This is a genomic window from Lactonifactor longoviformis (assembly GCF_042848515.1).
Taxonomy (GTDB): Bacteria; Bacillota; Clostridia; order Lachnospirales; family Lachnospiraceae; genus Lactonifactor; species Lactonifactor longoviformis.
Genome location: NZ_AP031453.1, coordinates 4,563,214 through 4,587,829, shown reverse-complemented (window position 1 = coordinate 4,587,829; position 24,616 = coordinate 4,563,214). Strand labels below are relative to the sequence as shown.

Sequence of the window (24,616 nt, the reverse complement as noted above, 5' to 3'; positions counted from 1 at the left end):
GCTTTCATATTATAGTGTAAGAAGGCAGGAGCAGGAGACGTAAAGCTCTATGGCAAAAAGAAAGAAAGGCTTAGAAACTTCGCTGACCCAGTGGGCCTATCAGAATAAGAAGGCCGGAAGTAAGATGACGGATATTATGAAATCGCTGGAAGAGGTCCAGAAACTGCTGGGTGAAAAGAAGAAAGATAAGTAAATTGGATGAATATACATCCCCGACAAAGAAAGGAGAGCAGCTATGGTTAAAGTGTTAAATGAAGAGAACTTTGAGACAGAGGTGATGGGAGCAGGCAAGGCGGCGCTGGTAGATTTCTATGCAGACTGGTGCGGACCCTGCAAGATGATGGCTCCCGTAGTAGAAGAGCTTTCTGAGGAGTACAAAGAAAAGGCGGTATTCGGAAAGGTGAATGTGGATGAGAATCCCTCACTTGCCCAGAAATACGGTGTAATGTCCATTCCTACTTTTGTGATTCTCAAGGACGGTCAGGTGGCAGGAAAGGCCATGGGCGCAATTGACAAAAAGGAATTGGAAGAAAAGCTTGACGCAGTGCTTTAAAGCATTGCGTCTCTCTTTTTTCGGGGAGGATTTCGTTTAAATTTCATGTTTGTAAAAAAAATATGAAAAAAGTAAAAAATATGCTTGCATTTTTCGGGAGTTTCTATTATAATAAATTTTGCGCTGGTGAAGCAGCGTAAAAGAAATAAATCAAATAAGCGCGATTAGCTCAGCTGGCAGAGCACCTGACTCTTAATCAGGGTGTCCAGGGTTCGAACCCCTGATCGCGCACTTAAGGCACTGTTTTTGCAGATATGAAGCTGCGGGGACGGTGTTTTTTATGTTTACGGGAGATATATGGGCGGGATAGGGTATCAGCTTTTCAGGATAAAATCCCTTTAGAAAAATCATTTTTTGATTCTTGATCATACAGCCAGGGCCTGAAAATTTCAAGCCCTGGTTTTTTGTAATGGTATCCAGAGGTAGGAACGGTTTTTAACAATGAATTTCTCTAATAGATATCATCATCCTCCATATCCAGCTCTTTTTTCTTACCCATCACCAGGTAAACTCCAAGGGCTACCAGGCCGACAGCAATAATTGTTTTGGGCAGATAATTGCTGATACCATTGAGAATGTCGATAATAAAAGCGGGCATAAAACTATAGAAGATGGAGCGCATAATGTTCCACAGCATGGAAGCACCCATAAGTATAAGTACAAGGGAGACAAATCCCTGATATTTTCTGAGAAAGCCTTCTTTATCTCTCAGAAGCTCATCCAGATGGAACAGATAAGTATCTTCCAGGGAGTAAAATTCCTCTTCGGAGAGGGATGCCAGATTATGGACATTAAAGAAGCTGTAAAACCACAGCACCGGGATGGCAAGCATCAATATGCCTATATTCAGTGTTGTGGAGAGTGCGATAATCCCCCAGAAAACACCCATAATACTGATTCCCTGCCTGCGGAAGCCCATATATAATTCCCCCGCTCCTGGGATAAGAGAGAAGATAAAGAGCCAAAAGCCACGTTTTTGTTTAGTCATTGTAGTTACCTCCATTTATAATTTTATTTGTAATATCCTGCAGCCAATCGGACATCTGACTGCCTTTTTCCTGAATTCGCCCGGGCATCTGTGAGGTGATGCCAGGGGACTCCTCCCGGGAAATGGAAGGAATCAGATCAAATCGGCTCACTGCCAGGAGAATCAGCAGAGCACCTATAACGCCTGCGGCTGTTTTCAGACTGTAGTATAGCAGCTGAAGCTGCTTCGTAGTCTCTTTCACCTGGACGGCAGCCTGTATATCCGGGCGGTGCACCCGGTCTTTAATCTGCTCTTTCAGATAGGCGGGAGCCTGAACCATCGGGGTACTTTTCTCCAGTGCGGCCAGAGTTTCCCGGCAATATTCACAGGTATCCAGATGTTCTAATACCTGCAGCAGATCATCGGCGTTCAGTGTGCCGTTTAGAAAATTCTGCAGGGTCTTTTCCTTTATATGCATCTAACCGCTCCTTTCCACAAGTTTTTTCAGCATCCCTTTGGCACGGTAGAGCTGAGTTTGAATGGTTTTAAGGTTCTTTCCGGTTTTGTCCGCAATTTCTTTAGGTGAAAGCTCGTGACAGAAATGCTCTGTGGCAATTTCTCGATACGGGCTTTTCAGCTGTCCGCACAGATTCTGTACCTTAAGGCTGGATTCTGCAAGAAGATACTGCGCTTCCGGGGAGCCTTCCTTGTCTGCTATACCGGTGAAATAAGAGTCTTCAGCCGGAATCATGCGCCTGGCGGCCTGCTTCCGATAGTCCAGGCATTTATGCACCGCTATTTTGCTGAGCCAGGCCCTTTCATGAGCACCGTCAAAGGATGAAAGGCTTTTGTAGGCGGCTAGAAACACATCCTGAGTCAAATCTTCGGCATCAAATGGATTTCCTGCGGATTGAAGACATATGGAGTAAATGAGATTCTGGTAATTGTCTATCAGATGTTCGAAATATTCTTCCCGGTTGATGTGATCCGCCTCCTCTGCAGGTATTTGTAAGCCTGTGTTTTAACTCACCTATATACTATAACGAGTCAAAGGTGAGAAAGTCTTCAGTTTTTATATATTTTATTTAATTTTTCTTTCTCTCTGTGATTGCAGTAGAAAATCTATGATACAATAGAATAGACAGAAAGTAAAGGAACAGAGGATGGAGGATTAGGATATGAGATACGGATGTTGTCTTAGCATGGTAGCAGAAGGTCCTGATAAAACGGGCAGGGAGTTTATCAAAGAGGCGGCCCGAATCGGTTACGATTATATAGAACTGCCTCTGTCGGGCCTGGGCAGTTTGTCAGAGGATGCATTTCATGAATTAAAGAAACAGATAAAAGACGCAGGGATCACATGTGAAGCCTGTAATAACTTTTTTCCTGCTGATATGCCCCTCGTAGGTCCGCGCAGGAAGGAAGAGGAGATTCTGAAGTATACGGAACTCGTTTTGGGCAGGGCAGAGAGATTAGGTGCGGAGTATGTGGGATTAGGGAGCGGTGCGTCAAGGAACGTACCCCAGGGTGTACCATTGGATGAGGGATACCGGCAGCTTGCAGGACTGATGAGACAGCTGGGGAGAATAGCGGAGAAAAAGGGGATTACGATTCTAATTGAGCCTCTGAGAAAAGAAGAATGTAACTTAATCCATACCCTTACGGAGGCAAGGCAGCTGGCAGAGGACACAGGCAGCAGGAATGTAAAGATTCTGGTGGATTATTATCATTTTTGTACAGAGAAAGAGACCGCAGATCATATCACCGGGCAGACTACAGACATGCTCCGCCATGTACATTTTGCCCGGCCGGATAACAGATATTATCCTACAGGGGAGGAGCACTGCAGTTATAAAGAGTTTTTTCATGCACTGAAGTCCATCGGATATGACAGCAGAATCAGCTTTGAGGCATATGCCAATAATTTTAGCAGGGACGCAGAGGCGGCTCTGGGTCTAATCAAAGCGAGTGTGGGTTGAGAAAGAAGAGACCTGTATCCGGAGATAATCACCCGGATACAGGTCTCTTTTATGTTATAAACTTTTCACATAGTCAGCTACTTTTTTATCATACCCCTGGATATGATTTACCAGCCAGTCTGAAACATTTCTTTTAACAGCAGCCACAAATGCATCTGTAGGTCCTTCTTCTTCCTGAAGCATATCCTTCAGATCTTCTACAGCCTTGGCAAACTCTTCATGCTGCTTTTTATGAGAGTCATAATCCGGATAGTCAGTCTCCTTCTGAAGCTTTTCCTCCGCATCAAAATGGAATACCGTATAGTCCATCAGAAAATCAAGTGTCTGGATGGCAACATTTTTCTCTTTATTCGTCTCACAGCTGGCAACAAGCTTATTCACACGATCAATCAGCTCTTTATGCTGTGTATCTATCATATTGTTTCCGGTTACCAGACTCTCGTCGAATATAATGCTCATTTCAATTCCTCCTTTAAATTGGGATGCTTAATTATTTCACATCACTGATGTCCTTATTATATACTGTTTTAGTCCTGCTTTCCACAGGAAGTTGAAAAATTTTATCAGAAATAATGGTGGGCGGGGGCAAAGTTTGTGAAAATTTATGTTTGACAAAATTTAAACAGATTGCTACCATATAGAATAAGGGACAGGGCAAGTTGAATTTGGGACAGGCCGCCCTGATTTTGGGACGTGTTCTTTCTAGAAAGAACACGTCCCCCTTTTAAAAAGGAGGTACCATATGAGTAAAATTGATGAGGTAAGAAAAGAAATGGTTACGGCTATGAAGTCGGGAGACAAGGGCAGAAAGGATGCTCTGTCTATGCTGCTGTCTGCGCTGAAGAATAAGGCCATTGATAAAAGGGAAGATCTGACGGAAGCGGAGGAGAATGAAGTTGTCTTAAAGGAGATTAAGCAGACAAAGGAGACGCTGGAGATGACCCCGGAAGACAGGGGGGACATTATTGAGGAATGCAGGCTGAGGATTGCTGTCTATGAGGAGTTTGCGCCTAAGATGATGGGGGAAGAGGAAATTAAGGCAGTGATTGGGGAAGTTCTGTCCGGCCTGGGAATTGAAGCTCCCACAGCTAAGGATAAAGGCAGGATTATGAAGGAACTGATGCCGAAGGTGAAGGGAAAAGCTGACGGTAAGGCTGTCAATCAGGTATTGGCAGGGATGATGAAGAGTTAGGAGAGACAAATGGCGGGTCGGATCCCATGGGGGATCGGACTCGCCTGCTTTGATCTGAGGAAAAGGGGGTCTGAAACTAATTAATTGGGGAAAACTATAGTTATATTTGTTCTGATGGAAAGGAAGTATGACGATGAAGACAGACAGCTTTTTAACGGAATACCTGGGAAACATTATTCCCTGCACATTTGTGCTGAAGACAGATGAGGAGACGACTACGGTCGGCAAAGGTACACCGGAATTCACAGTAACTCTGAATAAACCTCTTAGTAAGAAGGAATTATTAACCAGCACATCTCTGGCGCTGGGAGAGGCTTACATGCATAAGGATCTGGAAGTGGACGGGGATCTCTATGAGGTTTTGGATAAGTTTATGGGACAGATGGGCAAATTTACAACCAATAAGTCCGTACTGCACAAGCTTCTCTTTACCTCCAGCAGTAAGAAAAATCAGGCGAAGGAAGTGACCAGCCATTATGACATAGGAAATGATTTTTATAAGCTGTGGCTGGACGAGACTATGAGCTACTCCTGCGGGTATTTTAAGGAGGCGTCTGATACTCTGTATGAGGCACAGGTGAATAAGGTACACCATATTCTGGATAAGCTGCAGCTTCAGGAAGGGCAGACACTGCTGGATATCGGCTGCGGCTGGGGGTTTCTCTTAATGGAGGCAGTGAAAAAGTATAAGGTAAAGGGCGTGGGCATTACCCTGAGTACCGAACAGGCGAAGGAATTTGAGGAGCGGGCGAGGAAGGCAGGAATGGAAGATTCCCTGGAGGTGAAGGTTATGGACTACAGGGATTTGGAGAAAAGCGGTATGGCCTTTGACCGGGCAGTAAGTGTGGGAATGATTGAGCATGTGGGCAGAGACAATTACCAGACCTTTATGAAGAATGTAGACGCAGTTCTGAAACCCCAGGGGCTCTTTCTTCTGCACTGCATTACCGCACAGAAAGAGCACCCCGGAGACCCCTGGATCCGCAAATATATCTTCCCGGGCGGAACGGTGCCAAGCCTTCGGGAGCTTGTAAATCTTCTTCCGGACTATAATTTTTATACCCTGGATATCGAAAGCCTGAGACGCCATTATAACAGGACTCTTCTCTGCTGGAGGGATAATTTTACGGCCCGCAGGGAGGAGATCATGGATATGATGGGGGAGGAATTCACAAGAATGTGGGAACTTTATCTGGATTCCTGCGCAGCAACCTTCCACAACGGAATCATAGACCTCCACCAGATCCTTGTCTCAAAAGGGGTGAATAACGATCTCCCTATGCGCCGGGTAGTATAGGAAACCTATGCCCGGCGGGGACCGTTGACAATTCCCGTCCCGGTATTCTATAATCAGACTATCAATGGGAAGGGAGAGTTCAGGTGAAGAAAACAATACTGCTTCTGGAGGATGATAAGAATCTGAACCGTGGGATTACAATGCGGCTGGAAAAGGAAGGGTACCACGTTCTTTCTGCGTTTGGCGTATCCCAGGCGGAAGCGCTGATGGAACAGAACAAGGTCCAGCTGATTATCAGCGATATTACCCTGGAGGACGGGAACGGCATTGATTTTTGCTGCAGACTAAGGGAAACCAGCGGTGTGCATCTTATCTTTCTGACCGCTCTGGACCAGGAGATGGATATTGTAAACGGCTATGACGCCGGGGCGGATGATTATATGACCAAGCCCTTCAGCCTCATGGTGCTTGTCTCCAAGGTACATGCGCTGATGAAGCGGGTGGAGATGGCAGAGACTGTTTATCTGAACAGCGGAGATATCCGCGTATCTCTTCAGAAAATGAAGGCGTGGAGGGGAGAGGAGCAGATCCCCTTAAGCAAAAAGGAAATGCAGCTTCTGATATTCTTCCTGGAGAATCCCAAACAGATTCTGTCCAGAGAACAGATCACGGAGGCTGTCTGGGATGTTGACGGGCAGTTTGTAGATGACAATACAGTACCCGTTAACATCAGCCGCCTCAAGGGAAAACTGGAAGACGATGCCATACAGAATGTAAGGGGAATGGGATATATATGGACAAAAGAAGTCATAAAAGAGTAGTTCTGTTTATAGGGCTGCTCTTTCTTATACTGCTGGGAGGGGCACTGGCTGCCGTTCGGTGGATAGATACGGTACATACAGAGGAACTGGAGATGCTGGGGCAGTGTATTCTGCTGAAACCAGGGACAGAAGGAGAATATACAGCCGCTTTTCTGGGGAAAAATAGTGTGGATAGGGAGCGCGCCTTACGCACGGGCCGGGAGGCACGGGACAAGTATGGATATACAGAAAGATTCCGGACGTTTTCCCCGTCCCTCGCCGCCTTTTTACCGGTGCTGATCAGTTTTATGCTGTTCTGTACCCTTTTGACAGGGTTTCTTATCTTTTACCAGCAAAAGAAAAGACATCTGGCCGACATTAAAATCTTTGATCTGGAGGATAAGCTGGCTGAAATGGGAGAAGAAAATCAGATACTGCGGGAGAGAATGGCCAGGGAAGAGGCAAAAACCAAGACGCTGGTAACCGATATTTCCCATCAGCTGAAAACCCCGCTGGCATCCCTGAAGATGTGCTATGAAATCGCAGACAGCGGAAGCTTTACAGAAGAGGAGCAGCAGACGTTTCTAAGGCAGGGAATACATGAGGTGAACAAGCTGGAGAATCTGACCAAAGCACTTGTCCAGATCTCCCGTCTGGAGACTAACATGATCCGGGTGGAGGGGAAAATGGAAAGCCTGAAAAAAACCATCCGGGGTGCGGTTAACAGTGTCTATATGAAGGCATTTGAAAAGAATATTACAATCTCTGTGGACGAATTTGAAGACGAGAAGATTTTTCAGGACCCCAAATGGACCCAGGAAGCACTGGTTAATGTTCTGGATAATGCGGTAAAGTATTCCCCGCCGGGAACAGAAGTGGAGCTTCGGGTGTCCTCAATGGTCAGCTGCTGCCTGATTGAAATTGAAGATCAGGGCATAGGGATCCCAAAAGAAGAGATGCATCAGGTGTTTCAGCGGTTTTACCGGGGAGACCGTACTGAGGTGCAGGACACGGAGGGGTCCGGGGTGGGCCTGTACCTGACAAGAAAGATCCTGGAGGAGCTGGGGGGAAGCATCCGCATCAGGAAAGGAAAAAGGGGAAGCATCTTCCAGATTTCCCTTCCCAAAACCCCGTACAGAGCACAGAAGTAAAGTTCCGGCGCGGGTCCGGCTTGCCGGACTCTTATCTTACAATTCTGTTATTTTTCCCGATATGCTGTTGTAAGAATCACAGAGTAATATGAAGAGAGAATAACAGAAAAGGAGAATTGTTTATGGGTGCAATGTTATTGGAAACAGTTGATTTGTGTAAATATTACGGCAGCGGAGATAATCTGGTGAAGGCCATTGACCATACCACAATGGATATACAGAGAGGGGAATTCACAGCCATAGTAGGCCGCTCCGGTTCCGGCAAAAGCACGCTTCTGCATATGCTGGGCGCACTGGACCGCCCGGACAGCGGGAAGGTACTCATTGAGGGGAAGAATGTATTTCACCTGAAAGATGAACAGCTGGCAGTCTTCCGGAGGAGGAAAATCGGATTTATATTTCAGAACTATAACCTGATCCCTTCTCTGAACGTGTGGGAGAACATTGTACTGCCCATGGGGCTGGACAAGAAAAAGGCAGATAAAAGCTTTGTCCTGGATCTGGCAGAGCGCATCGGGATTGCGGATAAGCTCAAATCCCTTCCCAATACGCTGTCCGGCGGCCAGCAGCAGAGAGTCGCCATCGCCCGGGCACTGGCAGCCAAGCCTGCCATTATACTGGCGGATGAACCTACCGGGAATCTGGATTCTAAGACAGAGATGGAAGTCATTTCTCTTTTAAAGGCTTGTGTAAATGAATATGGTCAGACGTTAGTTATGATTACCCATGACGAGACCATAGCCCAGATGGCTGACCGGATTCTTGTCATTGAGGATGGTAAGGTGGTGAGCCAATGAATACAGTAAACAGAACCGCACTGTCCAATTTGAAGCAGAACAAGGGCAAAAATATGCTGACAGGGATCGCAATTTTCCTGACTACCATTCTGATTTTTGTAATTCCCACGGTTGGACTTGGAACAGTAGATACCCAGATGGCTGCCATCAATAAATATTATCCGACATTTCACGCCATGTTCCGGGATGTGGATCTTAAGACTATCGAGGAGCTGTCCTACCGGGGCGAGATAGAGACCATGGGACTCCGGCAGGATCCGGCTCAGATTCCGGTGCCGGATGGAGCAGGCATGATGGTTTATATGGATGATACGGCCCTGAAGCTGGGCAAGATGGAACTGGAGGCGGGGGAGTTTCCGAAAAGAGGAAATGAGATTGCTGTGTCACAGGGACTTCTGGAGGCTTTAGGCATTACCGCGGGGATTGGAGATACGATTACACTGCCCTATCAGCCTGTCGAGCAGGGCGGACTTGGTTATGAGAAAAAGGGGGAATTTCTGATTACCGGACTGCTTCCGTCCTCAGAGGAACAAAAAGAGACAAAGATGTATTCCGCTCTGGTTTCCAAAGAGTTTATGGAACAGGAGCAGCCCGGGGAGTCCAGGAAATACAGAGTAATGTTCCGGATCCAGGGGGCAGATTCTATGACCAAGGATCAGATTGAGAACGTGTACGGGAAAGTCGCGGCAGAGCTGGGGATTCCGGAGGGAGACATTGCAGACAACAGCAGCTACCTGATGGCAAATTATGTGGATCCTGCATTCTACTCAGGAATCGTGGGTATCCTTCTAGTAGTGGTACTGGCCGGAATCATGACTATATACAGCATTTACTATATTTCTATGATTTATAAAGTACAGGAATACGGCAAGATAAAAGCCCTGGGAGCCACAAAGCGCCAGATACGCCAGATTGTGTTCCGGGAGGGAATGCTGGTAGCCTGTATTGCCGTTCCCGTGGGACTTTTGGCGGGAAGCATCGCTTCTAAACTGGGATTTAAATACCTGCTGAATGCGTTCGGGGAGGGAGATGCCCTGGGAGACATTACAAGACAGCTGGTAGAGAGTAACGAGGTTGCCATGCTGAAACCCTGGATTTATGTGGCTGCGGCAGGGATCACTCTTGTTACTGTAGCCCTTTCCCTCATACGTCCGATGCAGATTGCGTCTAAAATCTCCCCGGTAGAAGCCATGCGCTATGACGGAAGCATTAAAACCCGGAAAAAGGTGAGAAAGGGCCATGAAGAGATGAATCTGGTTCATCTTACGGGGGCCAATCTTTCCCGCAATAAGAAGCGGACGGTTATTACGATTATAACCTTAAGCCTGACAGGAATTCTGTTCATGGTAATTTCTACTGTTCTGTCCTGTGCGGACCCGGAAGAAATTGCACGTGACAGCATGTTCGATGAGTTTGTCCTGTCTGTTGACAGCAGTAACGGGGATAAAATGCACCCCGAGAAGGAGTGGTCGGTGATTAGCCAGAACAATCCTCTCAACGACCAATTAGAGAATTACATTATGAGTATTCCCGGGACAGAGAAGGTAACAAGGACCAGCTCCGCCGACGCAGATTTGAAGGAACTTATGGATGGTGACGAGTACTGGAAGACCGGAATCGTGGGTATCCCGGAGACATATGCGCGGGAGATGGAGAAAAGTATTGTAGAAGGCTCCTGCACCTATGAAGATTTGCTGCAGGGCGATAAAATCGTGATGGATCAGAAAATGCGGCACTGGGCGCCGGAATTTAAGGCAGGGGATACCATTCACATGATCCTGGAGGCGGGAGATAAGACGGTGGAAAAGGAATTTACCATCGCCGCGGTAGCAGATATGCCCAACGGGCTCAGCCATTATAATTCTTTTGTGCTGCCCAAAGCCGTGTTGGATGATATCTGCGGGCTTTCAATGGATTACTACTGGTCCATTGCTGCCGGGGATAAGGAAGTTAAGGCGGTGGAAGAACAGCTCCGTGCGGTCATTGGGGAGAATCAAAACCTTAAGATGAGAACCTTTGAGGAGGAGCTGGCGGAGAGAACGAAAAATTCGGGCTTTACATCACAGCTCTGCTATGTCTTTATGGCAGTTCTGGGCGGAGTGGGGATTATGAACCTTATTAACACTATGATAAACAGCATCTATGTGAGAAGAAGAGAGCTTGGGATTATGCAGGCCATAGGGCTTTCGGAACGCCAGCTGGTACGGATGCTGCAGATGGAAGGGGCTTTCTACACCGCAGGTACCCTTCTCCTCTCTCTGGGACTGGGAAATCTGCTGGGGTATCTGACTTTCCTCTATGGGAAGAAAGACGGACTGCTGGGAATTATCAGTTACCATTACCCGGCAGTACAGACCATAGTTCTTATTGCTGTGGTGCTTGTGATACAGCTATTGCTTACCTATCTTATTATGAAAAATTTCAGGAGACAAAGTATGATTGAAAGAATCCGTTTTTCGGAATAAAATATAGGTATAAAAAGCTAACGTTAGGAGGTACATGATATGTATGGGATTCTGGTGGTTGAGGACGACGCAGGGCTGAATCGGGGGATATGTTTTACCCTGGAGAGAGAAGGCTATCAGGTCTGGGGCGCAGATTCTGTGAAACAGGCCTGCCGGCTGTACCGGGAAAAGCTGCCGGATCTCATAGTACTGGATCTGAATCTCCCGGACGGTGACGGCCTCAAGCTGTGCTGCCGCATCAGAAAAGAGTCACAGGTTCCCATTATCATGCTCACCGCCCGGGATATGGAAACGGATGAGATAATCGGTCTGGAGTCCGGAGCAGATGATTACATTAAGAAACCATTTTCTCTTGCAGTGCTGAAGGTGCGGATACAGACCGCACTCAGAAAGCATCAGGGCGGGGAGAAGGAGAGTACGCTGTACTGCGGGGATCTTGCGCTGGACCCGCAGAGAGTGAAGGTGTTTAAAGGAGGAAAAGAGGTCTGTCTGACTACCCAGGAGTTCCGACTGCTGAAGTACTTTATGGAAAACAGAGAGCGGGTGCTTTTAAAAGAACAGATCATGGATATCCTATGGGATCAGAAAGGAAACTTTGTGGAAGAGAATACCCTGCCGGTAACCATATCGCGGCTCAGAAAAAAAATCGAGGATGATCCGGTAAATCCCTTCTATATTAAGACGGTTCACGGAATGGGGTATCTGTTCCACGGAGAGAAAGATTGAACGGGGGCGTATGGATGGGGATCTCACTGCTCCTTCTCCTGGCTGGGGGTATCCTCCTGGCAGGGTACAAAAGAAAACTGGAGAGGTCCTATGCAAAAACAGAAAAAGTTCTTCAGGATATCCTGAACCGGAAAACCGTAGATTACAGTGAGACACTGGGGGACACCAGAGAGGATAAGCTGGTGTCCCTCAGCGTGAAACTGTCCGGGCAGCTGCTGCATGCCAGCCGGGAGGCGGAAGAGGAAAAAGAGGCAGTAAAAGGCATGATTGGTGATATCTCCCACCAGCTGAAGACACCTCTTTCCAACATTAAAATGTGTACAGAGCTGCTGGAGGAACCCTCCTTAACAGAGGGAGAACGCCTGGAGTTTCTTCACCGTATCAGGGAGCAGACGGAAAAGATACAGTGGCTTTTGTCCCAGCTGGTGAAGATTTCGCGTCTGGAGACAGGAGCTGTCTCCTTCACCCCCGCCTGGAATGGGCTGAAACAGACGGTTGCAGACAGTGTAGCCTCTGTATTTGCGGCAGCAGGCGAGAAACAGATTGAGATTCAGGTTCAGGAGTTTCCGGAGATACAGGTCTGGCATAACCGGAAATGGACGGTGGAAGCCCTGGGAAATATACTGGAGAATGCTGTAAAGTATTCTCCCAAAGGTTCGGCCATTGTGATAAGGGTAAATGTACTGGAGCTCTATGTGGATATAGAGATTCAGGATGAAGGCCCGGGAATCTCCCAGGATGAATATAATCTTATCTTTCAGAGATTTTACAGAGGAAAAAATGGGGAGAAAGTTCCTGGATCCGGCCTGGGCCTGTATCTGACCCAGCTGATTCTCTCCAAAGAAAAAGGGTATGCAGCCGTACAGTCCCAGCCGGGAACCGGGAGCTGCTTTCACGTGATGCTTCCTGTGGGTTTCTTACAGAATCGTCATAAAATTACTTCCTGATGTCATAAGGATGTAAGGTCCTTCTCTTATACTAAAGGCAGATAGAATAAGAGGAGGACATTTTTATGCCAATTTTAACAGCCAGTCAGCTGAAAAAATACTATCAGCAGGGAAATAATACGGTAAAGGCGCTTGACGGGATAGATCTTACGGTGGAGGAAGGAGAATTTGTGGCCATAGTAGGGACCTCCGGGAGCGGTAAGTCTACACTGCTAAATATGCTGGGGGGACTGGACTACCCTACCAGCGGAGGGGTGAGCATCCGGGGGGTGGAATTCTCCCGCCTGAATGATAATCAGCTCACCATTTTCAGGCGGCGCAACATCGGATTTGTATTTCAGGACTATAACCTGGTTCCTATCTTAAATGTTTATGATAACATCACTCTTCCGGCAGAGCTGGACGGAGGGGCGGTTGACAGGGCGTTTATTGAGGATATTATTGAGAGCCTTGGTCTGACAGATAAAATGTCCGCACTGCCGGGTCAGCTGTCCGGGGGACAGCAGCAGAGAGTAGCCATAGCGAGAGCTCTGGCGTCAAAGCCGGCGATTCTTTTAGCCGACGAACCCACAGGAAATCTGGATTCCAGGACCACCACTGAGGTGATGGGACTTCTGAAACTGAGCGGGGAGCGCTACCGCCAGACCATCATTATGATTACCCACAACGAGGCCCTTGCCCAGCTCTGCGGGCGGGTGCTCCATATAGAAGACGGCAAACTGGCGGGGGATACCAGGAACAGGGAGACTGCCTGCAGGGGAGAGAAAGGTGGCGGAGAACGTGAGGAATAACAACCAGAAGGCAGTAAAAAAGCTCTCCAAGGCAAGCCTTAGAAACAGCAGGATGAGAAACTTATTCGCCGTGATCGCCATCGCACTGACAACCATTCTCTTTACCACCCTATTTACCCTGGCAATGGGTCTGATTTCTTCCATGGAAAAGGAGATCATGCGTCAGGTAGGGACCAGCGCCCATGCGGGTTATAAAGATCTTACCCGGGCAGAGTATGACAAGATCCGGGGAAATTCCAGGATTAAGGAGATAAGCTATAACATCCTGGTGGGGATGGCTGCCAACGGGGAGCTGGCGAAACGCCAGACAGAGATCCGTTACGGGGAGCCGAAGGATCTGGAGTGGGGATTCCGCGAGCCTGAGGATGGCACTTATCCCAGGAATAAAAAAGAGATACTGGCAGATACCATTGTGTTGGAGATGATGGGGATACCCAGGGAACTTGGCCAAAAGATTACCCTGGAATTCGATTATCTGGGGCATAAGCACAGAGACACTTTTACGGTGTCCGGAATCTACCAGGGAGATCCCATGCTGGGGGCAAGCCAGATATATCTGTCAAAGGAGTATGTGGAGGAAGTGATCGCTTCCGTAGATGAAACAGACAGAAAAGAAATGATGCGGTCCGGGAAGAGCCTGGGAGAAGGACTGATCCAGGCAGAGGTCTTTTTTGGAAGCAGCAGGAGGATAGAGGAAAATGCCCGTACAGTACTAAAGGAATGCGGGTTTGAAGATAATGAAATTGATTTCGGGGTGAACTGGGCGTATCTGTCCGGAAAAACAGAGAGCGCGGACGCACAGACAATGCTGGGCGTTGTATTTGTGCTGGTACTGATTGGAATAACCGGGTATCTGGTAATCTATAATATTTTTCAGATATCCATTGTTATGGATATCCGGTTTTACGGACTGCTAAAGACTCTGGGGGCTACCAGAAAGCAGATCCGCTACCTGGTGCGCAGACAGGCTCTTATACTCTCCGCCGCAGGGATACCGGCAGGCCTGATTCTGGGGTGGCTGCTGGGGATTAAGCTTACCCCTGTGATGCTTCATTTGGCTTCGGGAGTCTATGGAGATGGCTTTACAGCGAGCCCTGTTATATTTATGGGATCAGCTGTCTTCTCACTGATTACCGTTTTAATCAGCTGCCGCAGGCCGGGAAAGGCAGCTTCCTGTGTGTCGCCGGTGGAGGCTGTTAAATATGTAGAATGTGACAAAGGGAAAAGAAAAAAGCAAAAAGCAGCCTCTCACAGGGGCAAAATCGGCCGGATGGCCCTGGCCAATGTGTTCCGTTATAAGAAAAAGGCAGTTGTAGTTATCACATCCCTGTCTCTTGGGATTATTCTGCTCCTGACAATATACTCTGCAGTCAGAGGTTTCAGCATAGACAAATATATGGATGAAATGATATGCGGGGATCTCAATATAGGAACCACAGATTATTTCCATAACTACGGAGCCGGAGACATTGAGCTGCCGGAGAATTTTTTTGACACTGTAAATAAGATGGACGGGATTGAAGAGAGCGGAAGCGCATATATATCGTTTTTTCCGTATCTCATGGACGAGACAGGCAAAGAGCGTCTCCGGCAGGGAATGGAAAAGGGATTTCTAAAGGATTCCGCTGCTGGTTTCAGGAAAACCTATGAAGAGGTGCTGACCCGGGACCGGATCATGACGGAGCGGCGGTTTGCCTTTGATCCCTATATTCTGAGGCAGCTTCATGTGACAGAGGGAGAACTGGATCTTGAAAAGTTCAATGAAGGAGGGTATGTTCTCGCAGTTGCACAGATGGATATTAATAATAAGAACGAGAGCTGGTATCATCCCGGGGATAAGGTAAAGCTTTTCCGGTATGATACCCGGGAGCAGTATGACAAGAGGCAGGAAGAACTCTATGATGCCTACGGAAACCCGGTGGACACTACCGGAATCGTATCGGACAGGGGGGTCAGAGAACTTCCGTGGGATGAGTATGAGGTTATGGCTGTTGTAGAGCTGGGGGAGGGTGTTGCAGGCCTGGCCGCGGGAGCTCCCGAGATCTCTATGATCGTACCTAAAAAAGAGCTGGAGCGTACCGCTGCTGTCAATGGGTACCAGAGATATCTGGCATGCTTTGAGATAGGGGAGGAACACCTGGACACAGCGGAAGCTGCGGTTGAGAAATATACAACTCAGATAAATCCTCAGACAGACTACAGATCCAGAAAAGAGCTGAAGAAAGAGTTTATGCAGATGATGGAGGTGCTGAAGCTCATCGGAGGCGCTCTGTGCATTGTAGTGGGGGCAGTGGGCATACTGAATTATGTAAACTCGACACTGACAGGAATTATTACCAGGAGGAAGGAACTGGCCATGATGAAAAGCATTGGAATGACGGATCGGCAGCAGCAGAAGATGCTCATTTTAGAGGGGCTGTATTATGTCATCTTTATCGGTCTTATAAGCTCGGCGGTGGGAAGCCTGGTAAGCCTTCTCATTCTCAGGCCCTTTGGCAGAACCCTGCGCTGGTTTGTATATGACTTTACCCTGCTGCCGGTGGCGCTGGTACTGCCCTTCATGGCAATTCTGGCTGTGGCCATTCCTGTACTCATGTACCGGAGGGTGAACAGGATAAGCATAGTGGAAAGACTGAGAGAGTGACAGGAGGAGAAATTAAATTTTGCAAACCTGCTCTCATATGATAAAATAGGCAGAGGAGCAGGCCTGTGCCGGCTGCTCCCGGGAGTACTTTTTTAGAATATGAAGAAAAGAGAGCAGGTAAATGAGAAAATATGGAAAATGGGCCGCGGCAGTATGTATGACAGTTGTCCTGGCCGCCGCCGGATGTCAGCCGAAAGAAGAGGGGAAATCTGCCATTGCGGATCTCATCTCCGGAGAACCGGAGCACGGGGGTGAGATCCCGGAAGAGACAGAGGAGATCCGGGCCGGTTACTATTACAATCAGCTTGCAGAAGAGGAAAAGGGAATCTACAGGCAGCTATTACAGGGCATTCAGGAGTTTCAGGGGGAGGTGGAGGTCGCCAGCGGTGACAAGGATATCATAGACAGAGCATACAGTGCACTGCTGTGTGACCGGATGGAGCTGTTCTGGGTAAAGAATGCCTCTACTTATTACACAACCCTCTACGATGACTATGCTGTCTTTGAACCTAATTATGAGAGAAACCGGGAAGAGGCCGGGGAGATACAGACCCAGATAGAGGGGAAGACAGATGCTGTGGCAGAGGAGATTGCTGCCGGAGGCGGATCTTCCTACGATATGGTAAAGGCCGTTTACGAATATATTATCAATACGACTCAATATCTGGACTCTCAGGATGATCAGAATATTGTAAGTGTATTTCAGAATAACCAGTCCGTGTGCGCCGGCTATGCGGCCTCTGTCAAATACCTTCTGGACAAAATTGGTATTCCATGTATTTATGTACAGGGAACCTCCCTGGAGACAAATATCGGACATGCGTGGAATATTGTAGAGATAGACGGTGAGTATTACTATGTGGATGCCACCTATGGGGATCCGGACAGCGCATCCTCCCAGGCAGAGGGGGATACCCAGGGAATCTTAAACGGCATCATTTTATATGATTACCTCTGCCCTGTTCCCCGGGAATATGAGAGTATCTGCAGTCCGGACGGGGATTTTCAGCTTCCGGTCTGTGAGTCAGGAGCCTATAATTACTATGAGATGGCGGGAGATTATTTCACCTCCTACGATCCCGGGCAGATATATGAGTACTGTGCCGGGAAAATAGATGAGGGTGCATCTGATGTGATGATGAAGTTTGCCGACCAGGAAAGCTATGAGGCTGCTGCCGCGGATCTGTTTACAGAGGAGAGCCTGGACAAACTGAGTCAGTATTACATGAAGGTCCGGGGAATTGAGCATGTAGAATTCCGGTATGGAAATGTTGACGGTCTCCATCTTATCCGCTTTATCTTTGTTGAATCGTGACACCATAAAAATACCCGCGGGGAGGAACAAGAGGATTCCTTCCCGCGGGTATTTTTTTGCTCTTTTTTGACATAAACGTTAAAAAGGTTACCCTGAACGGCAGTTGTAACATCAGGATAAAATATGGTACTATAACTTTAAAATGAATTTACAAGAGAAAACAGCAACCCGGCAGTCAGATTTACATGAGGAGTGGGATAGGTATGAAAATTATTATTTCTCCGGCAAAGAAGATGAACCTGTGTGATGACATGATGAATACGGACCAGAGGCCTGTGTTTCAGGAAGAGATGGAGGCGCTTTTTCAATGCCTGAGGCAGATGAGCTATGAAGAACTGAAGACACTGTGGTGCTGCAATGATAAGATTGCGCGGCTGAACTATGAGAGACTGCAGAACTGGGAATCGGTCAGACGGAATACCCCCGCACTGCTGGCATACGAGGGGCTTCAGTATCAATATATGGCGCCGCAGGTGTTTACAAACAAGCAGTGGGATTATGCAGATCACTATCTTAGGATTATCTCCGGATTGTATGGGGTGCTTAGGCCCATGGATGGGGTGGCGCCGTATCGTCTGGAGATGCAGGCCAGACTGCAGGCAGATGGGAAACAAAATCTGTATGAGTTCTGGGGGGACAAGATCTTCAGGGAACTGACCAGAGGCGAGGATGAGATCTTAAATCTGGCCTCCAAAGAATACAGCAAGACGGTGGAACGGTACCTGGGAAGATATCCCGGCAAAAGTGTCCGGTATATTTCCTGTATCTTCGGGGAACTGTCGCAGAGTATTGTTAAGGTAAAGGCAACCCAGGCTAAGATGGCAAGAGGGGAGATGGTGCGCTGGATGGCAGAGACCTATGTGGAGAATCTGGAGGATGTAAAGGAGTTTACAGGGCTGGGATATGAATACTGCCCGGAGTATTCCACAGGTTACGAGTATGTTTTTCTAAAATAATAGCATAAAGTGACGATTCTATTGTCCCATTCTGCCTGATTTTGGTATAATGAAGAAAAAGCAGGAGGGGGCGGAAGGATGGACGAGGAGGTCAAAAGAAGACAGGAACGCCTCAGGCGTCAGAAAATAAGAGAGAGGCAGGTAAAGAGAATGCGGCTGCGGCTGGCCGGCATGGGAATACTGCTGCTGGCCGTTATCGCAGCCATCGTGTCTCTATCCATACATAAAAAAAGGGTGAAAGCAGAGGAGGCTGCCGCAAAAGCAAAAGAAGTGCAGATGAAAAAGGAGCGGGAGGAGAAGCTGGCTCTGGAAGAAGAAAACACACTCAGGATAGCTGCGGTGGGAGATAATATCATGCACGACCAGATCCTGGAGGAAGCCAGACAGAGTGACGATTCCTGGGACTTTAATTTTCTGTATACCCATGTGAAAGACGAGATTCAGAAGGTTGACCTCGCAGCGGTGAATCAGGAGACGATCTTTATCGGGGATGAGGACGAGGTGGGAGGATACCCTGATTTCGGAAGCCCGTTTGCTGTGGGAGATGCCCTGGTTTCCGCAGGGTTCCGGGTGGTGGAGCATGCGTCTAACCACGCCTATGACAGGGGAAAACAGGGGATACTGGATACCGCAGGATTCTGGAAAAAAAATTATCCCCAGCTGTCAGTTCTGGGGCTCCATGATGAGGAGGGGGATTCCCCTATACGGGTGGCGGAGGTTAAAAACTTCAAGGTAGCCATGCTGAACTATACCTATGGGGTCAATGGGGACACCCTGTCCAAAGATACCTATCTTCTGGATATTCTGGAGAAGGAGAAGGTTGCGGCAGAGGTGAAAGAGGCCCGGGAAATGGGAGATCTGGTAGTGTTTTTCCTCCATGCGGGAACAGAATATTCTGACGGACCGGATGAATCCGTGCAGGAGTGGGTAAAATTTCTGGGGGAACAGGGGGTTGACATAATTATAGGAACACATCCCCATGTGCTTCAGGGGTATGAAATGAGAAAAGAGGGGGACGGGCGCGAGATGCTGGTTTATTATTCTCTGGGGAATTTTGCGTCCCTGCAGAAAGACGTAAAAGGACTCCTGGGCGGAATGGCCCGGATTACTGTAAAGAAGGATCCGGCCAGCGGGAACGTATGGATTGAGGATTACGGACTTACGCCTCTGGTTATGCACTACGATGAACCGAGAAAGGTCATGGGAGTATATAAGCTGGAGGACTATACCGAGGAGCTGGCCAAAGAACATGGAATCCATGGGGAGACGGACGAGGAATTTACAGTTAAAAGCCTGAAGAAGATGGCGGGCGTGCAGTAAAGAGAGAAGTAGGAGCCTGTGGGGGACAGAGGTATGTGCTGTCCCCCACAGGCTCCCTTTTATGCGGCAGTATGCGGCTCCAAGGTCAAGCAGTATTTCCGCAGAATTTAAAAAATGGGAACCCCGGCTGTGTCAGCTAAATCTTTCAGCCCCTGACTGATCTCCTCCCTGGTATAGTTGTGCGCTTCCAGATAGTCGTCAGTCAACTGATTCAATTTCATATAAAAGTCAAGGGCAACCTCCTGGTACCGCTTGTCAGAAAAATCCATCTCGTCCAGGAGCAGATTCTCCGCCTCGTTAATCTTCCCCTGAGAGAGAAGCGCCTGAATTCTGCAGTACAGGTCATCCGCAGCTGTGAATTCTGCTTCTTCCGGCAGTTCGTACATCACCGAATCTTTGTGAAAGAGAACCTTAGCCAAAGCCCGGGCCAGGTCGTGTATCATCCGCATAACATAATCATTTTCAAACATAGGCAGTCACTCCTTAATCTAAGTTCTAAGGGTTATTATACTATACCGGCAGGGGAATGTAAATTTAACAGGCTGTTAAGGTTTCCGGATATATCTTACGGGGAAACCGGCAGCCGGAAATTTCCTTGCTTTGAAAAAGTTTACCAATTATAATAAAAAGTACGTTGCCTTTATCATAAAAAGAGAGAAGGAAAGAGTGTATGAGAGACAGTGACATTGCATATGAAAAAATAAAGGAAATGCTGATAACCTGTGAACTGAGGCCGGGGCAGGTGATCGTGGAATCCCAGCTGACGGAGCAGATAAAGGTGGGAAGAACACCTGTCAGGGAGGCGCTGAAACGCCTTTCCTGGGAAAAGCTTATCTGCATTATTCCAAGGCAGTGTATGATTGTCAGCGAATTATCCGGCCGGGATCTGGAATCCATCTGTCAGCTGCGGTATGCCCTTTCCGCACTGGCAGGCCGTCTGGCAGCAGCCAGAAGAACCGGGGATGAGCTCCGCGAACTGTGCAGCATCGCTGATAAAACCAGAGCTGAAACAATACCGGAAAAGCGGATTCTTCTGGGGCGGGAGTTTCATCGTGCGGTATCTGGCATTACCAGGAATGAATTCCTGGAGACGCAGATGAATATAACGCTGGACTTATGTGTAAGACAGCTGTTTGTAAACAGAGAATATATCGGAAGCATGGATGATACCGTGATAAGGGAGTACGGAGATATAATCTGCAGTATAGAAAAAAGGGATGAGAAGGAGACCACACGGCTGCTGCAGCGCCATGTGATGTCCTTCCAATCAAAATTTTTGGGATAGCAGGAGACAGTATAGAGCGTTTACATAATATCTGTCTCCCAGAACTCTGAGAGGTTTGAAATGGTAAAGTCCGCATCTGCACAGGAGGATGTGCCAAGATAAATGCTTACCATCCCTCCGGCATTGGCCGCCTGGATCCCTGCTTCGGAATCCTCAAAAACCATACATTCCTCGCCCGGATACCCAAGCCCTTTGGCTCCGAGAAGAAAGACCTCCGGATCCGGCTTTGCTTTTGAGGTACAGTTACCGTCAATGATCACATCAAAATACGGGGCCAGCTTTGTCTTCTCCAGAATCAGAGGCGTATTCTTGCTGGCGGATCCGATGGCAAGGCCGATCCCCAGCCGCCTCAGTCGGGTCAGGGTATCTGTCACATAATCCAGAACTTCATCCTCGGTAATTTGCTGGAGATATTCTACATACCATGCATTCTTTTTGGCAGCCAGCTCTTCCTTTTTTTCGCTGCAAAAGGTCAAGCCTCCTGCTTTGAGGAGAAGATCGAGGGAGGCCATCCGGCTGACGCCTTTTAGTGCCTCATTGTCTTTCTCTGTAAAAACAAATCCCAGCTCGGCAGCCAGGCGTTTCCAGGCAAGATAGTGGTATTTGGCAGTATCAACCAGAACCCCATCCAAATCAAAGATGGCGCCCTGAATTCTTCTATATTCTTTTTTCATGTTTTCAAAATAATTCCTTTCTGAACTATAAGATTATGCAGTAGTAATCACAGGTAAAAGGAAAAAGATATTGAAAACGATTTCTATTTGGTATATAGTAGTTATATGATACAAAAACGTTTTCGTCAAGAGCTTTTTGAAATTTTGTGAGAACAATTTGAGGAGGAACTATGGCTTCAATAAAAGATGTAGCGAACCGCGCAGGGGTGAGCATTACAACAGTCTCCAGGGCGCTGAACAATTACGCAGATGTAAGTCCAAAGACGAAAAAACGCATCCTGGAAATCTGTGAAGAACTCCACTATTCCCCCAACCCCTCGGCAAGGAATCTGGCCCTGAAGCGTTCCAGTGTAATTGGGTTTATCTTCTCAGACGTGAAAGAGACAGATATGAACGGTAACATTATCTACCGCCTGTTGCTGGGGGCCCAGGCCGGATGTGAGGAGAGAGGCTATGAGCTGATTATCCTGTTCATCAATAAGAAGAAGCAGGAGGAAAAGAGCTTCCTGGAGCTGTGTAAGGAAAAGAATATGGGCAGCGCCGTGGTATACGGCCTGAAGTCCACAGACCCTTATTACAGGCAGCTGCCGGAATTAAGCATTCCCTGTGTGGGGATTGATGTGGACAAAGCACCTGTTATGGTGGGGACCAATAATGACCAGGCGGTGGAGGAGCTGATTGAACTCTTATACAGCAGAGGAAAGCGCAGAATTGCCATGGTCAACGGTTCTTTTGAGGCAGATATCAGCAGGATCAGGGAAACTGCATTTATACGCGCCATGCGGAAACTAAAACTAGATCTCCCCCAGAAAAGTGTCCGTTATGCGGATTTCTTTGAGGAAAAAGCGTATCAGGAGACAAAAGAGCTTTTAAAGGAACGGCCGGAGATAGATGCTATATTTGCCGCTTCGGACTTAATGGCAATCGGTGTCATGAGGGCCCTCAGGGAGATGAGGAGGGATATCCCGGGTGAGATTGCAGTAGCCGGTATGGACGGCATACAGGTGGGGGCATATATGGATCCGCCCCTGACCACGGTGTTTCAGGACTTTAAGGCCATGGGATATAAAGCTGTTACAATGGTGGCGGATATGCACGCAGGCAAGGAGGTTCCCTACATAGAGTACGTGGATCACCGGCTCCTGATCCGGAAAAGTGTTTAAAAATAATGCTCTGATTTTAGAGGAAATTCACAAATCGCAGAAAGCTGCAAAAAAAATATTTACAAATTTGGCAGGGTGATGTAATATACAGTTATGAAAACGCTTTCGGTATTTGGTATGAAACGTAAATAAATGGGAAGAATAAACAAAAAAAGATTGTGAGAAATCTTTTTTATTTTCCCTTTTAACGAAAACGTTTTGGAAAAAGATGGATAGGAATACAATATTAAGGAGGTAGCAACGTGAAGAAGAAACTTGTGGTAATGATGTTAACTGTGGTTATGGCAGTGACCGGCTTAGCTGGCTGCGGCGGAGGTTCCGACTCTGCAAAAAGCGACAAGGATTCTAAAAAAGATGGGGATGTGGTTGAGATTCAGTTCCTTCATGGACAGCCTGAGGAAGAACGTGTGCAGGCGATTCAGGAAATCATAGATGATTTCGAGGCGGAGAACGAGGGAATCAAGGTAACACAGATGCCCATTCCTGAGGATGGTTTCTGGACAAAGATATCTACTTTAATGAGTACAGGGAAGCTTCCGGCAGTGGTAGAAGGCGGCGTGGATCAGCTTCGTCTTATGAACGGAGAAGAGGCCCTGGATCTGGAAGCCAACACGGAAGCTATAGAAGCTATTGGAAAAGACAGATTTTATGAAGGCGTTCTCAAGATGGCAAAAGCGCCGGGTGCAGACCAGTATTTGGGAGTGCCGGTTGCAGGCTGGGTGTCAGGTATCTGGTACAGAAAGTCTATGTTTGAAGAAAAAGGACTGGAAGCTCCCACTACCTGGGAAAATATCCAGAAAGCAGCGGAAGCCTTCAGTGATCCTGCTAATAAGAAATACGGCATCATGATTGCCACAGAGGAATCCGACTTTACAGAACAGAGCTTCAGCTCATTCACAGGTTCTGCCGGATTCGAACTCTTCGATGACCAGGGTAAGCCTCAGTTTAATACTCCGGAGATGAAAGAGATTCTGGAATATTATAAAACCCTGTATCAGTACACAATGCCCGGATCCAATGGCGTAGAGGAAGTAAAAGACGCATTTGTCGGCGGACATTCCGCTATGGCGCTGTACTCCACCTATATTATGGGAGCGCTGGTAGATCAGGGACTTGCTGATGATGTTGGATTTGCGGTACCTGAAAAGACAGAGCAGGGAAGCTTTGGTATGACCTCAACGATGACCATCTCCAATATGATTTCCGAGGAGGAGAGAGAGGCTGCCATCAAGTTTGTATCCTACATGGGAAATAAAGAAGCGAATATCAAGTGGTGCCACATGTCACCGGGCGGTTCCAACCCTGTATTAAAGGATGTTGCCGACGATCCTGCGTACCTGGAAAATGATGTATTAAAAGCATTCGGCGATACAGCTGCCACCATTCCAGACGCTTTTGAGAACCTGCAGATGTTAGGAGTGAAGGATGGAGAAGTGAATCCGGCTATGGGCAATATCTCCAGCAAATTTATAATTCCCCACTGCATTAACTCTATTCTGGTTCAGGGTGAGGATGTAGATGCCGCCATGGAGAAGTGCCAGGCGGATCTTGAGGCAGAGGTTGCTGCTGTCGAGTAAAGAATGCCGGATAGTATATGCTGAATTTGTAAGTTGGTAGTGACTGCGAACGGCGCGGCTGGTAGAGAAAGACACTG

General features: G+C 47.6%; 25 protein-coding genes and 1 tRNA gene. 20 read left to right on the top strand and 6 right to left on the bottom strand.

The window, feature by feature from the left end; translation table 11 throughout:
* Nucleotides 1-49 precede the first annotated feature (49 nt).
* The 3 genes from ACGHCT_RS21005 to ACGHCT_RS20995 all read left to right on the top strand — a co-directional run bounded on the left by ACGHCT_RS21005 (nt 50) and on the right by ACGHCT_RS20995 (nt 784).
* Nucleotides 50-193 carry a hypothetical protein gene (locus ACGHCT_RS21005; protein WP_158640992.1) on the top strand — a complete coding sequence of 48 codons (144 nt, stop codon included), beginning with the start codon at nt 50-52 and terminating at the stop codon, nt 191-193.
* Nucleotides 194-235: 42 nt separating this feature from the next.
* Nucleotides 236-553 carry a thioredoxin gene (trxA, locus tag ACGHCT_RS21000; protein ID WP_072850624.1) on the top strand — a complete coding sequence of 106 codons (318 nt, stop codon included), beginning with the start codon at nt 236-238 and terminating at the stop codon, nt 551-553.
* A 158-nt stretch (nt 554-711) separates the two neighbouring features.
* Nucleotides 712-784, top strand: a tRNA-Lys gene (locus tag ACGHCT_RS20995).
* 220 nt (nt 785-1,004) lie between these two features.
* Here the strand turns inward: ACGHCT_RS20995 and ACGHCT_RS20990 are convergent.
* Genes ACGHCT_RS20990 through ACGHCT_RS20980 form a run of 3 tightly spaced genes read right to left on the bottom strand, consistent with a single transcriptional unit; the run spans nt 1,005 to nt 2,472 of the window.
* Entirely contained in the window at nt 1,005-1,541 is a 537-nt protein-coding gene (locus ACGHCT_RS20990) for a hypothetical protein (RefSeq protein ID WP_072850626.1), read from the bottom strand.
* Nucleotides 1,534-1,998, bottom strand: coding sequence for an anti-sigma factor family protein (locus tag ACGHCT_RS20985; protein ID WP_390437424.1), 465 nt, complete (start codon nt 1,996-1,998; stop codon nt 1,534-1,536). The genes ACGHCT_RS20990 and ACGHCT_RS20985 overlap by 8 nt, the downstream gene beginning before the upstream one ends.
* Nucleotides 1,999-2,472, bottom strand: a complete 474-nt coding sequence (locus tag ACGHCT_RS20980; RefSeq protein ID WP_390440226.1) for an RNA polymerase sigma factor — start codon at nt 2,470-2,472, stop codon at nt 1,999-2,001.
* A gap of 226 nt (nt 2,473-2,698) precedes the next feature.
* On the opposite strand from ACGHCT_RS20980, the gene ACGHCT_RS20975 reads away from it, so the two are divergent.
* Nucleotides 2,699-3,499, top strand: coding sequence for a sugar phosphate isomerase/epimerase family protein (locus ACGHCT_RS20975; RefSeq protein WP_390437423.1), 801 nt, complete (start codon nt 2,699-2,701; stop codon nt 3,497-3,499).
* A 54-nt stretch (nt 3,500-3,553) separates the two neighbouring features.
* Here the strand turns inward: ACGHCT_RS20975 and ACGHCT_RS20970 are convergent, their stop codons facing one another.
* Nucleotides 3,554-3,958 carry a bacteriohemerythrin gene (locus ACGHCT_RS20970; protein ID WP_072850633.1) on the bottom strand — a complete coding sequence of 135 codons (405 nt, stop codon included), beginning with the start codon at nt 3,956-3,958 and terminating at the stop codon, nt 3,554-3,556.
* A gap of 283 nt (nt 3,959-4,241) precedes the next feature.
* On the opposite strand from ACGHCT_RS20970, the gene ACGHCT_RS20965 reads away from it, so the two are divergent.
* The 13 genes from ACGHCT_RS20965 to ACGHCT_RS20905 all read left to right on the top strand — a co-directional run bounded on the left by ACGHCT_RS20965 (nt 4,242) and on the right by ACGHCT_RS20905 (nt 19,840).
* The gene (locus tag ACGHCT_RS20965; RefSeq protein WP_072850635.1) at nt 4,242-4,691 is read left to right on the top strand and encodes a GatB/YqeY domain-containing protein; all 450 of its coding nucleotides are present in this window, start codon (nt 4,242-4,244) and stop codon (nt 4,689-4,691) included.
* A 133-nt stretch (nt 4,692-4,824) separates the two neighbouring features.
* A complete protein-coding gene (locus ACGHCT_RS20960; protein ID WP_390437422.1) occupies nt 4,825-5,988 on the top strand; it encodes a class I SAM-dependent methyltransferase in 1,164 nt (387 codons plus the stop codon).
* A gap of 83 nt (nt 5,989-6,071) precedes the next feature.
* On the top strand, nt 6,072-6,749 hold the full coding sequence (locus ACGHCT_RS20955) for a response regulator transcription factor (protein WP_072850638.1): 678 nt from the start codon (nt 6,072-6,074) through the stop codon (nt 6,747-6,749).
* Complete coding sequence (locus ACGHCT_RS20950) at nt 6,722-7,879, top strand: sensor histidine kinase (protein WP_390437421.1); 1,158 nt, start codon at nt 6,722-6,724, stop codon at nt 7,877-7,879. The genes ACGHCT_RS20955 and ACGHCT_RS20950 overlap by 28 nt, the downstream gene beginning before the upstream one ends.
* A 122-nt stretch (nt 7,880-8,001) precedes the next feature.
* Nucleotides 8,002-8,676 carry an ABC transporter ATP-binding protein gene (locus ACGHCT_RS20945; protein WP_084067773.1) on the top strand — a complete coding sequence of 225 codons (675 nt, stop codon included), beginning with the start codon at nt 8,002-8,004 and terminating at the stop codon, nt 8,674-8,676.
* Nucleotides 8,673-11,141 (top strand): ABC transporter permease, encoded by a 2,469-nt coding sequence (locus ACGHCT_RS20940; protein WP_390437419.1) that lies wholly within the window; start codon nt 8,673-8,675, stop codon nt 11,139-11,141. The genes ACGHCT_RS20945 and ACGHCT_RS20940 overlap by 4 nt, the downstream gene beginning before the upstream one ends.
* 39 nt (nt 11,142-11,180) lie before the next feature.
* Entirely contained in the window at nt 11,181-11,867 is a 687-nt protein-coding gene (locus tag ACGHCT_RS20935) for a response regulator transcription factor (protein ID WP_072850644.1), read from the top strand.
* Nucleotides 11,864-12,814, top strand: coding sequence for a sensor histidine kinase KdpD (locus ACGHCT_RS20930; protein ID WP_103710989.1), 951 nt, complete (start codon nt 11,864-11,866; stop codon nt 12,812-12,814). The genes ACGHCT_RS20935 and ACGHCT_RS20930 overlap by 4 nt, the downstream gene beginning before the upstream one ends.
* Before the next feature lie 65 nt (nt 12,815-12,879).
* Nucleotides 12,880-13,605, top strand: coding sequence for an ABC transporter ATP-binding protein (locus tag ACGHCT_RS20925; protein WP_072850646.1), 726 nt, complete (start codon nt 12,880-12,882; stop codon nt 13,603-13,605).
* Nucleotides 13,595-16,249: an ABC transporter permease gene (locus ACGHCT_RS20920; protein ID WP_390437418.1), complete on the top strand. Its 2,655-nt coding sequence runs from the start codon at nt 13,595-13,597 to the stop codon at nt 16,247-16,249. The genes ACGHCT_RS20925 and ACGHCT_RS20920 overlap by 11 nt, the downstream gene beginning before the upstream one ends.
* Before the next feature lie 121 nt (nt 16,250-16,370).
* The gene (locus ACGHCT_RS20915) at nt 16,371-17,564 is read left to right on the top strand and encodes a transglutaminase domain-containing protein (RefSeq protein ID WP_390437417.1); all 1,194 of its coding nucleotides are present in this window, start codon (nt 16,371-16,373) and stop codon (nt 17,562-17,564) included.
* 203 nt (nt 17,565-17,767) lie between these two features.
* Complete coding sequence (gene yaaA, locus ACGHCT_RS20910) at nt 17,768-18,520, top strand: peroxide stress protein YaaA (RefSeq protein ID WP_072850651.1); 753 nt, start codon at nt 17,768-17,770, stop codon at nt 18,518-18,520.
* 78 nt (nt 18,521-18,598) lie between these two features.
* Complete coding sequence (locus ACGHCT_RS20905) at nt 18,599-19,840, top strand: CapA family protein (protein WP_390437416.1); 1,242 nt, start codon at nt 18,599-18,601, stop codon at nt 19,838-19,840.
* A 107-nt stretch (nt 19,841-19,947) separates the two neighbouring features.
* On the opposite strand, the gene ACGHCT_RS20900 is transcribed toward ACGHCT_RS20905, so the two are convergent.
* Nucleotides 19,948-20,310, bottom strand: a complete 363-nt coding sequence (locus ACGHCT_RS20900) for a DUF6483 family protein (protein ID WP_390437415.1) — start codon at nt 20,308-20,310, stop codon at nt 19,948-19,950.
* A gap of 200 nt (nt 20,311-20,510) precedes the next feature.
* Between ACGHCT_RS20900 and ACGHCT_RS20895 the strand changes: the two genes are divergently transcribed.
* Nucleotides 20,511-21,125, top strand: a complete 615-nt coding sequence (locus ACGHCT_RS20895; protein WP_072850662.1) for a GntR family transcriptional regulator — start codon at nt 20,511-20,513, stop codon at nt 21,123-21,125.
* A gap of 20 nt (nt 21,126-21,145) precedes the next feature.
* On the opposite strand, the gene pgmB is transcribed toward ACGHCT_RS20895, so the two are convergent.
* Nucleotides 21,146-21,799, bottom strand: coding sequence for a beta-phosphoglucomutase (gene pgmB / locus ACGHCT_RS20890; protein ID WP_390437414.1), 654 nt, complete (start codon nt 21,797-21,799; stop codon nt 21,146-21,148).
* Nucleotides 21,800-21,969: 170 nt separating this feature from the next.
* Between pgmB and ACGHCT_RS20885 the strand changes: the two genes are divergently transcribed.
* Nucleotides 21,970-22,962 carry a LacI family DNA-binding transcriptional regulator gene (locus tag ACGHCT_RS20885; RefSeq protein WP_072850667.1) on the top strand — a complete coding sequence of 331 codons (993 nt, stop codon included), beginning with the start codon at nt 21,970-21,972 and terminating at the stop codon, nt 22,960-22,962.
* Between the two features lie 242 nt (nt 22,963-23,204).
* Nucleotides 23,205-24,539: an ABC transporter substrate-binding protein gene (locus tag ACGHCT_RS20880; protein WP_072850669.1), complete on the top strand. Its 1,335-nt coding sequence runs from the start codon at nt 23,205-23,207 to the stop codon at nt 24,537-24,539.
* The last annotated feature ends 77 nt before the right edge of the window (nt 24,540-24,616 follow it).

What these genes read in the sequence shown, in the direction of transcription:
- ACGHCT_RS21005 (WP_158640992.1), top strand. Translation starts at nt 50, where the DNA reads ATGGCAAAAAGAAAGAAAGGCTTAGAAACTTCGCTGACCCAGTGGGCC.
- trxA (WP_072850624.1), top strand. Translation starts at nt 236, where the DNA reads ATGGTTAAAGTGTTAAATGAAGAGAACTTTGAGACAGAGGTGATGGGA.
- ACGHCT_RS20990 (WP_072850626.1), bottom strand. Translation starts at nt 1,541, where the DNA reads ATGACTAAACAAAAACGTGGCTTTTGGCTCTTTATCTTCTCTCTTATC.
- ACGHCT_RS20985 (WP_390437424.1), bottom strand. Translation starts at nt 1,998, where the DNA reads ATGCATATAAAGGAAAAGACCCTGCAGAATTTTCTAAACGGCACACTG.
- ACGHCT_RS20975 (WP_390437423.1), top strand. Translation starts at nt 2,699, where the DNA reads ATGAGATACGGATGTTGTCTTAGCATGGTAGCAGAAGGTCCTGATAAA.
- ACGHCT_RS20970 (WP_072850633.1), bottom strand. Translation starts at nt 3,958, where the DNA reads ATGAGCATTATATTCGACGAGAGTCTGGTAACCGGAAACAATATGATA.
- ACGHCT_RS20965 (WP_072850635.1), top strand. Translation starts at nt 4,242, where the DNA reads ATGAGTAAAATTGATGAGGTAAGAAAAGAAATGGTTACGGCTATGAAG.
- ACGHCT_RS20960 (WP_390437422.1), top strand. Translation starts at nt 4,825, where the DNA reads ATGAAGACAGACAGCTTTTTAACGGAATACCTGGGAAACATTATTCCC.
- ACGHCT_RS20950 (WP_390437421.1), top strand. Translation starts at nt 6,722, where the DNA reads ATGGACAAAAGAAGTCATAAAAGAGTAGTTCTGTTTATAGGGCTGCTC.
- ACGHCT_RS20945 (WP_084067773.1), top strand. Translation starts at nt 8,002, where the DNA reads ATGGGTGCAATGTTATTGGAAACAGTTGATTTGTGTAAATATTACGGC.
- ACGHCT_RS20940 (WP_390437419.1), top strand. Translation starts at nt 8,673, where the DNA reads ATGAATACAGTAAACAGAACCGCACTGTCCAATTTGAAGCAGAACAAG.
- ACGHCT_RS20935 (WP_072850644.1), top strand. Translation starts at nt 11,181, where the DNA reads ATGTATGGGATTCTGGTGGTTGAGGACGACGCAGGGCTGAATCGGGGG.
- ACGHCT_RS20925 (WP_072850646.1), top strand. Translation starts at nt 12,880, where the DNA reads ATGCCAATTTTAACAGCCAGTCAGCTGAAAAAATACTATCAGCAGGGA.
- ACGHCT_RS20915 (WP_390437417.1), top strand. Translation starts at nt 16,371, where the DNA reads ATGAGAAAATATGGAAAATGGGCCGCGGCAGTATGTATGACAGTTGTC.
- yaaA (WP_072850651.1), top strand. Translation starts at nt 17,768, where the DNA reads ATGAAAATTATTATTTCTCCGGCAAAGAAGATGAACCTGTGTGATGAC.
- ACGHCT_RS20905 (WP_390437416.1), top strand. Translation starts at nt 18,599, where the DNA reads ATGGACGAGGAGGTCAAAAGAAGACAGGAACGCCTCAGGCGTCAGAAA.
- ACGHCT_RS20900 (WP_390437415.1), bottom strand. Translation starts at nt 20,310, where the DNA reads ATGTTTGAAAATGATTATGTTATGCGGATGATACACGACCTGGCCCGG.
- ACGHCT_RS20895 (WP_072850662.1), top strand. Translation starts at nt 20,511, where the DNA reads ATGAGAGACAGTGACATTGCATATGAAAAAATAAAGGAAATGCTGATA.
- pgmB (WP_390437414.1), bottom strand. Translation starts at nt 21,799, where the DNA reads ATGAAAAAAGAATATAGAAGAATTCAGGGCGCCATCTTTGATTTGGAT.
- ACGHCT_RS20885 (WP_072850667.1), top strand. Translation starts at nt 21,970, where the DNA reads ATGGCTTCAATAAAAGATGTAGCGAACCGCGCAGGGGTGAGCATTACA.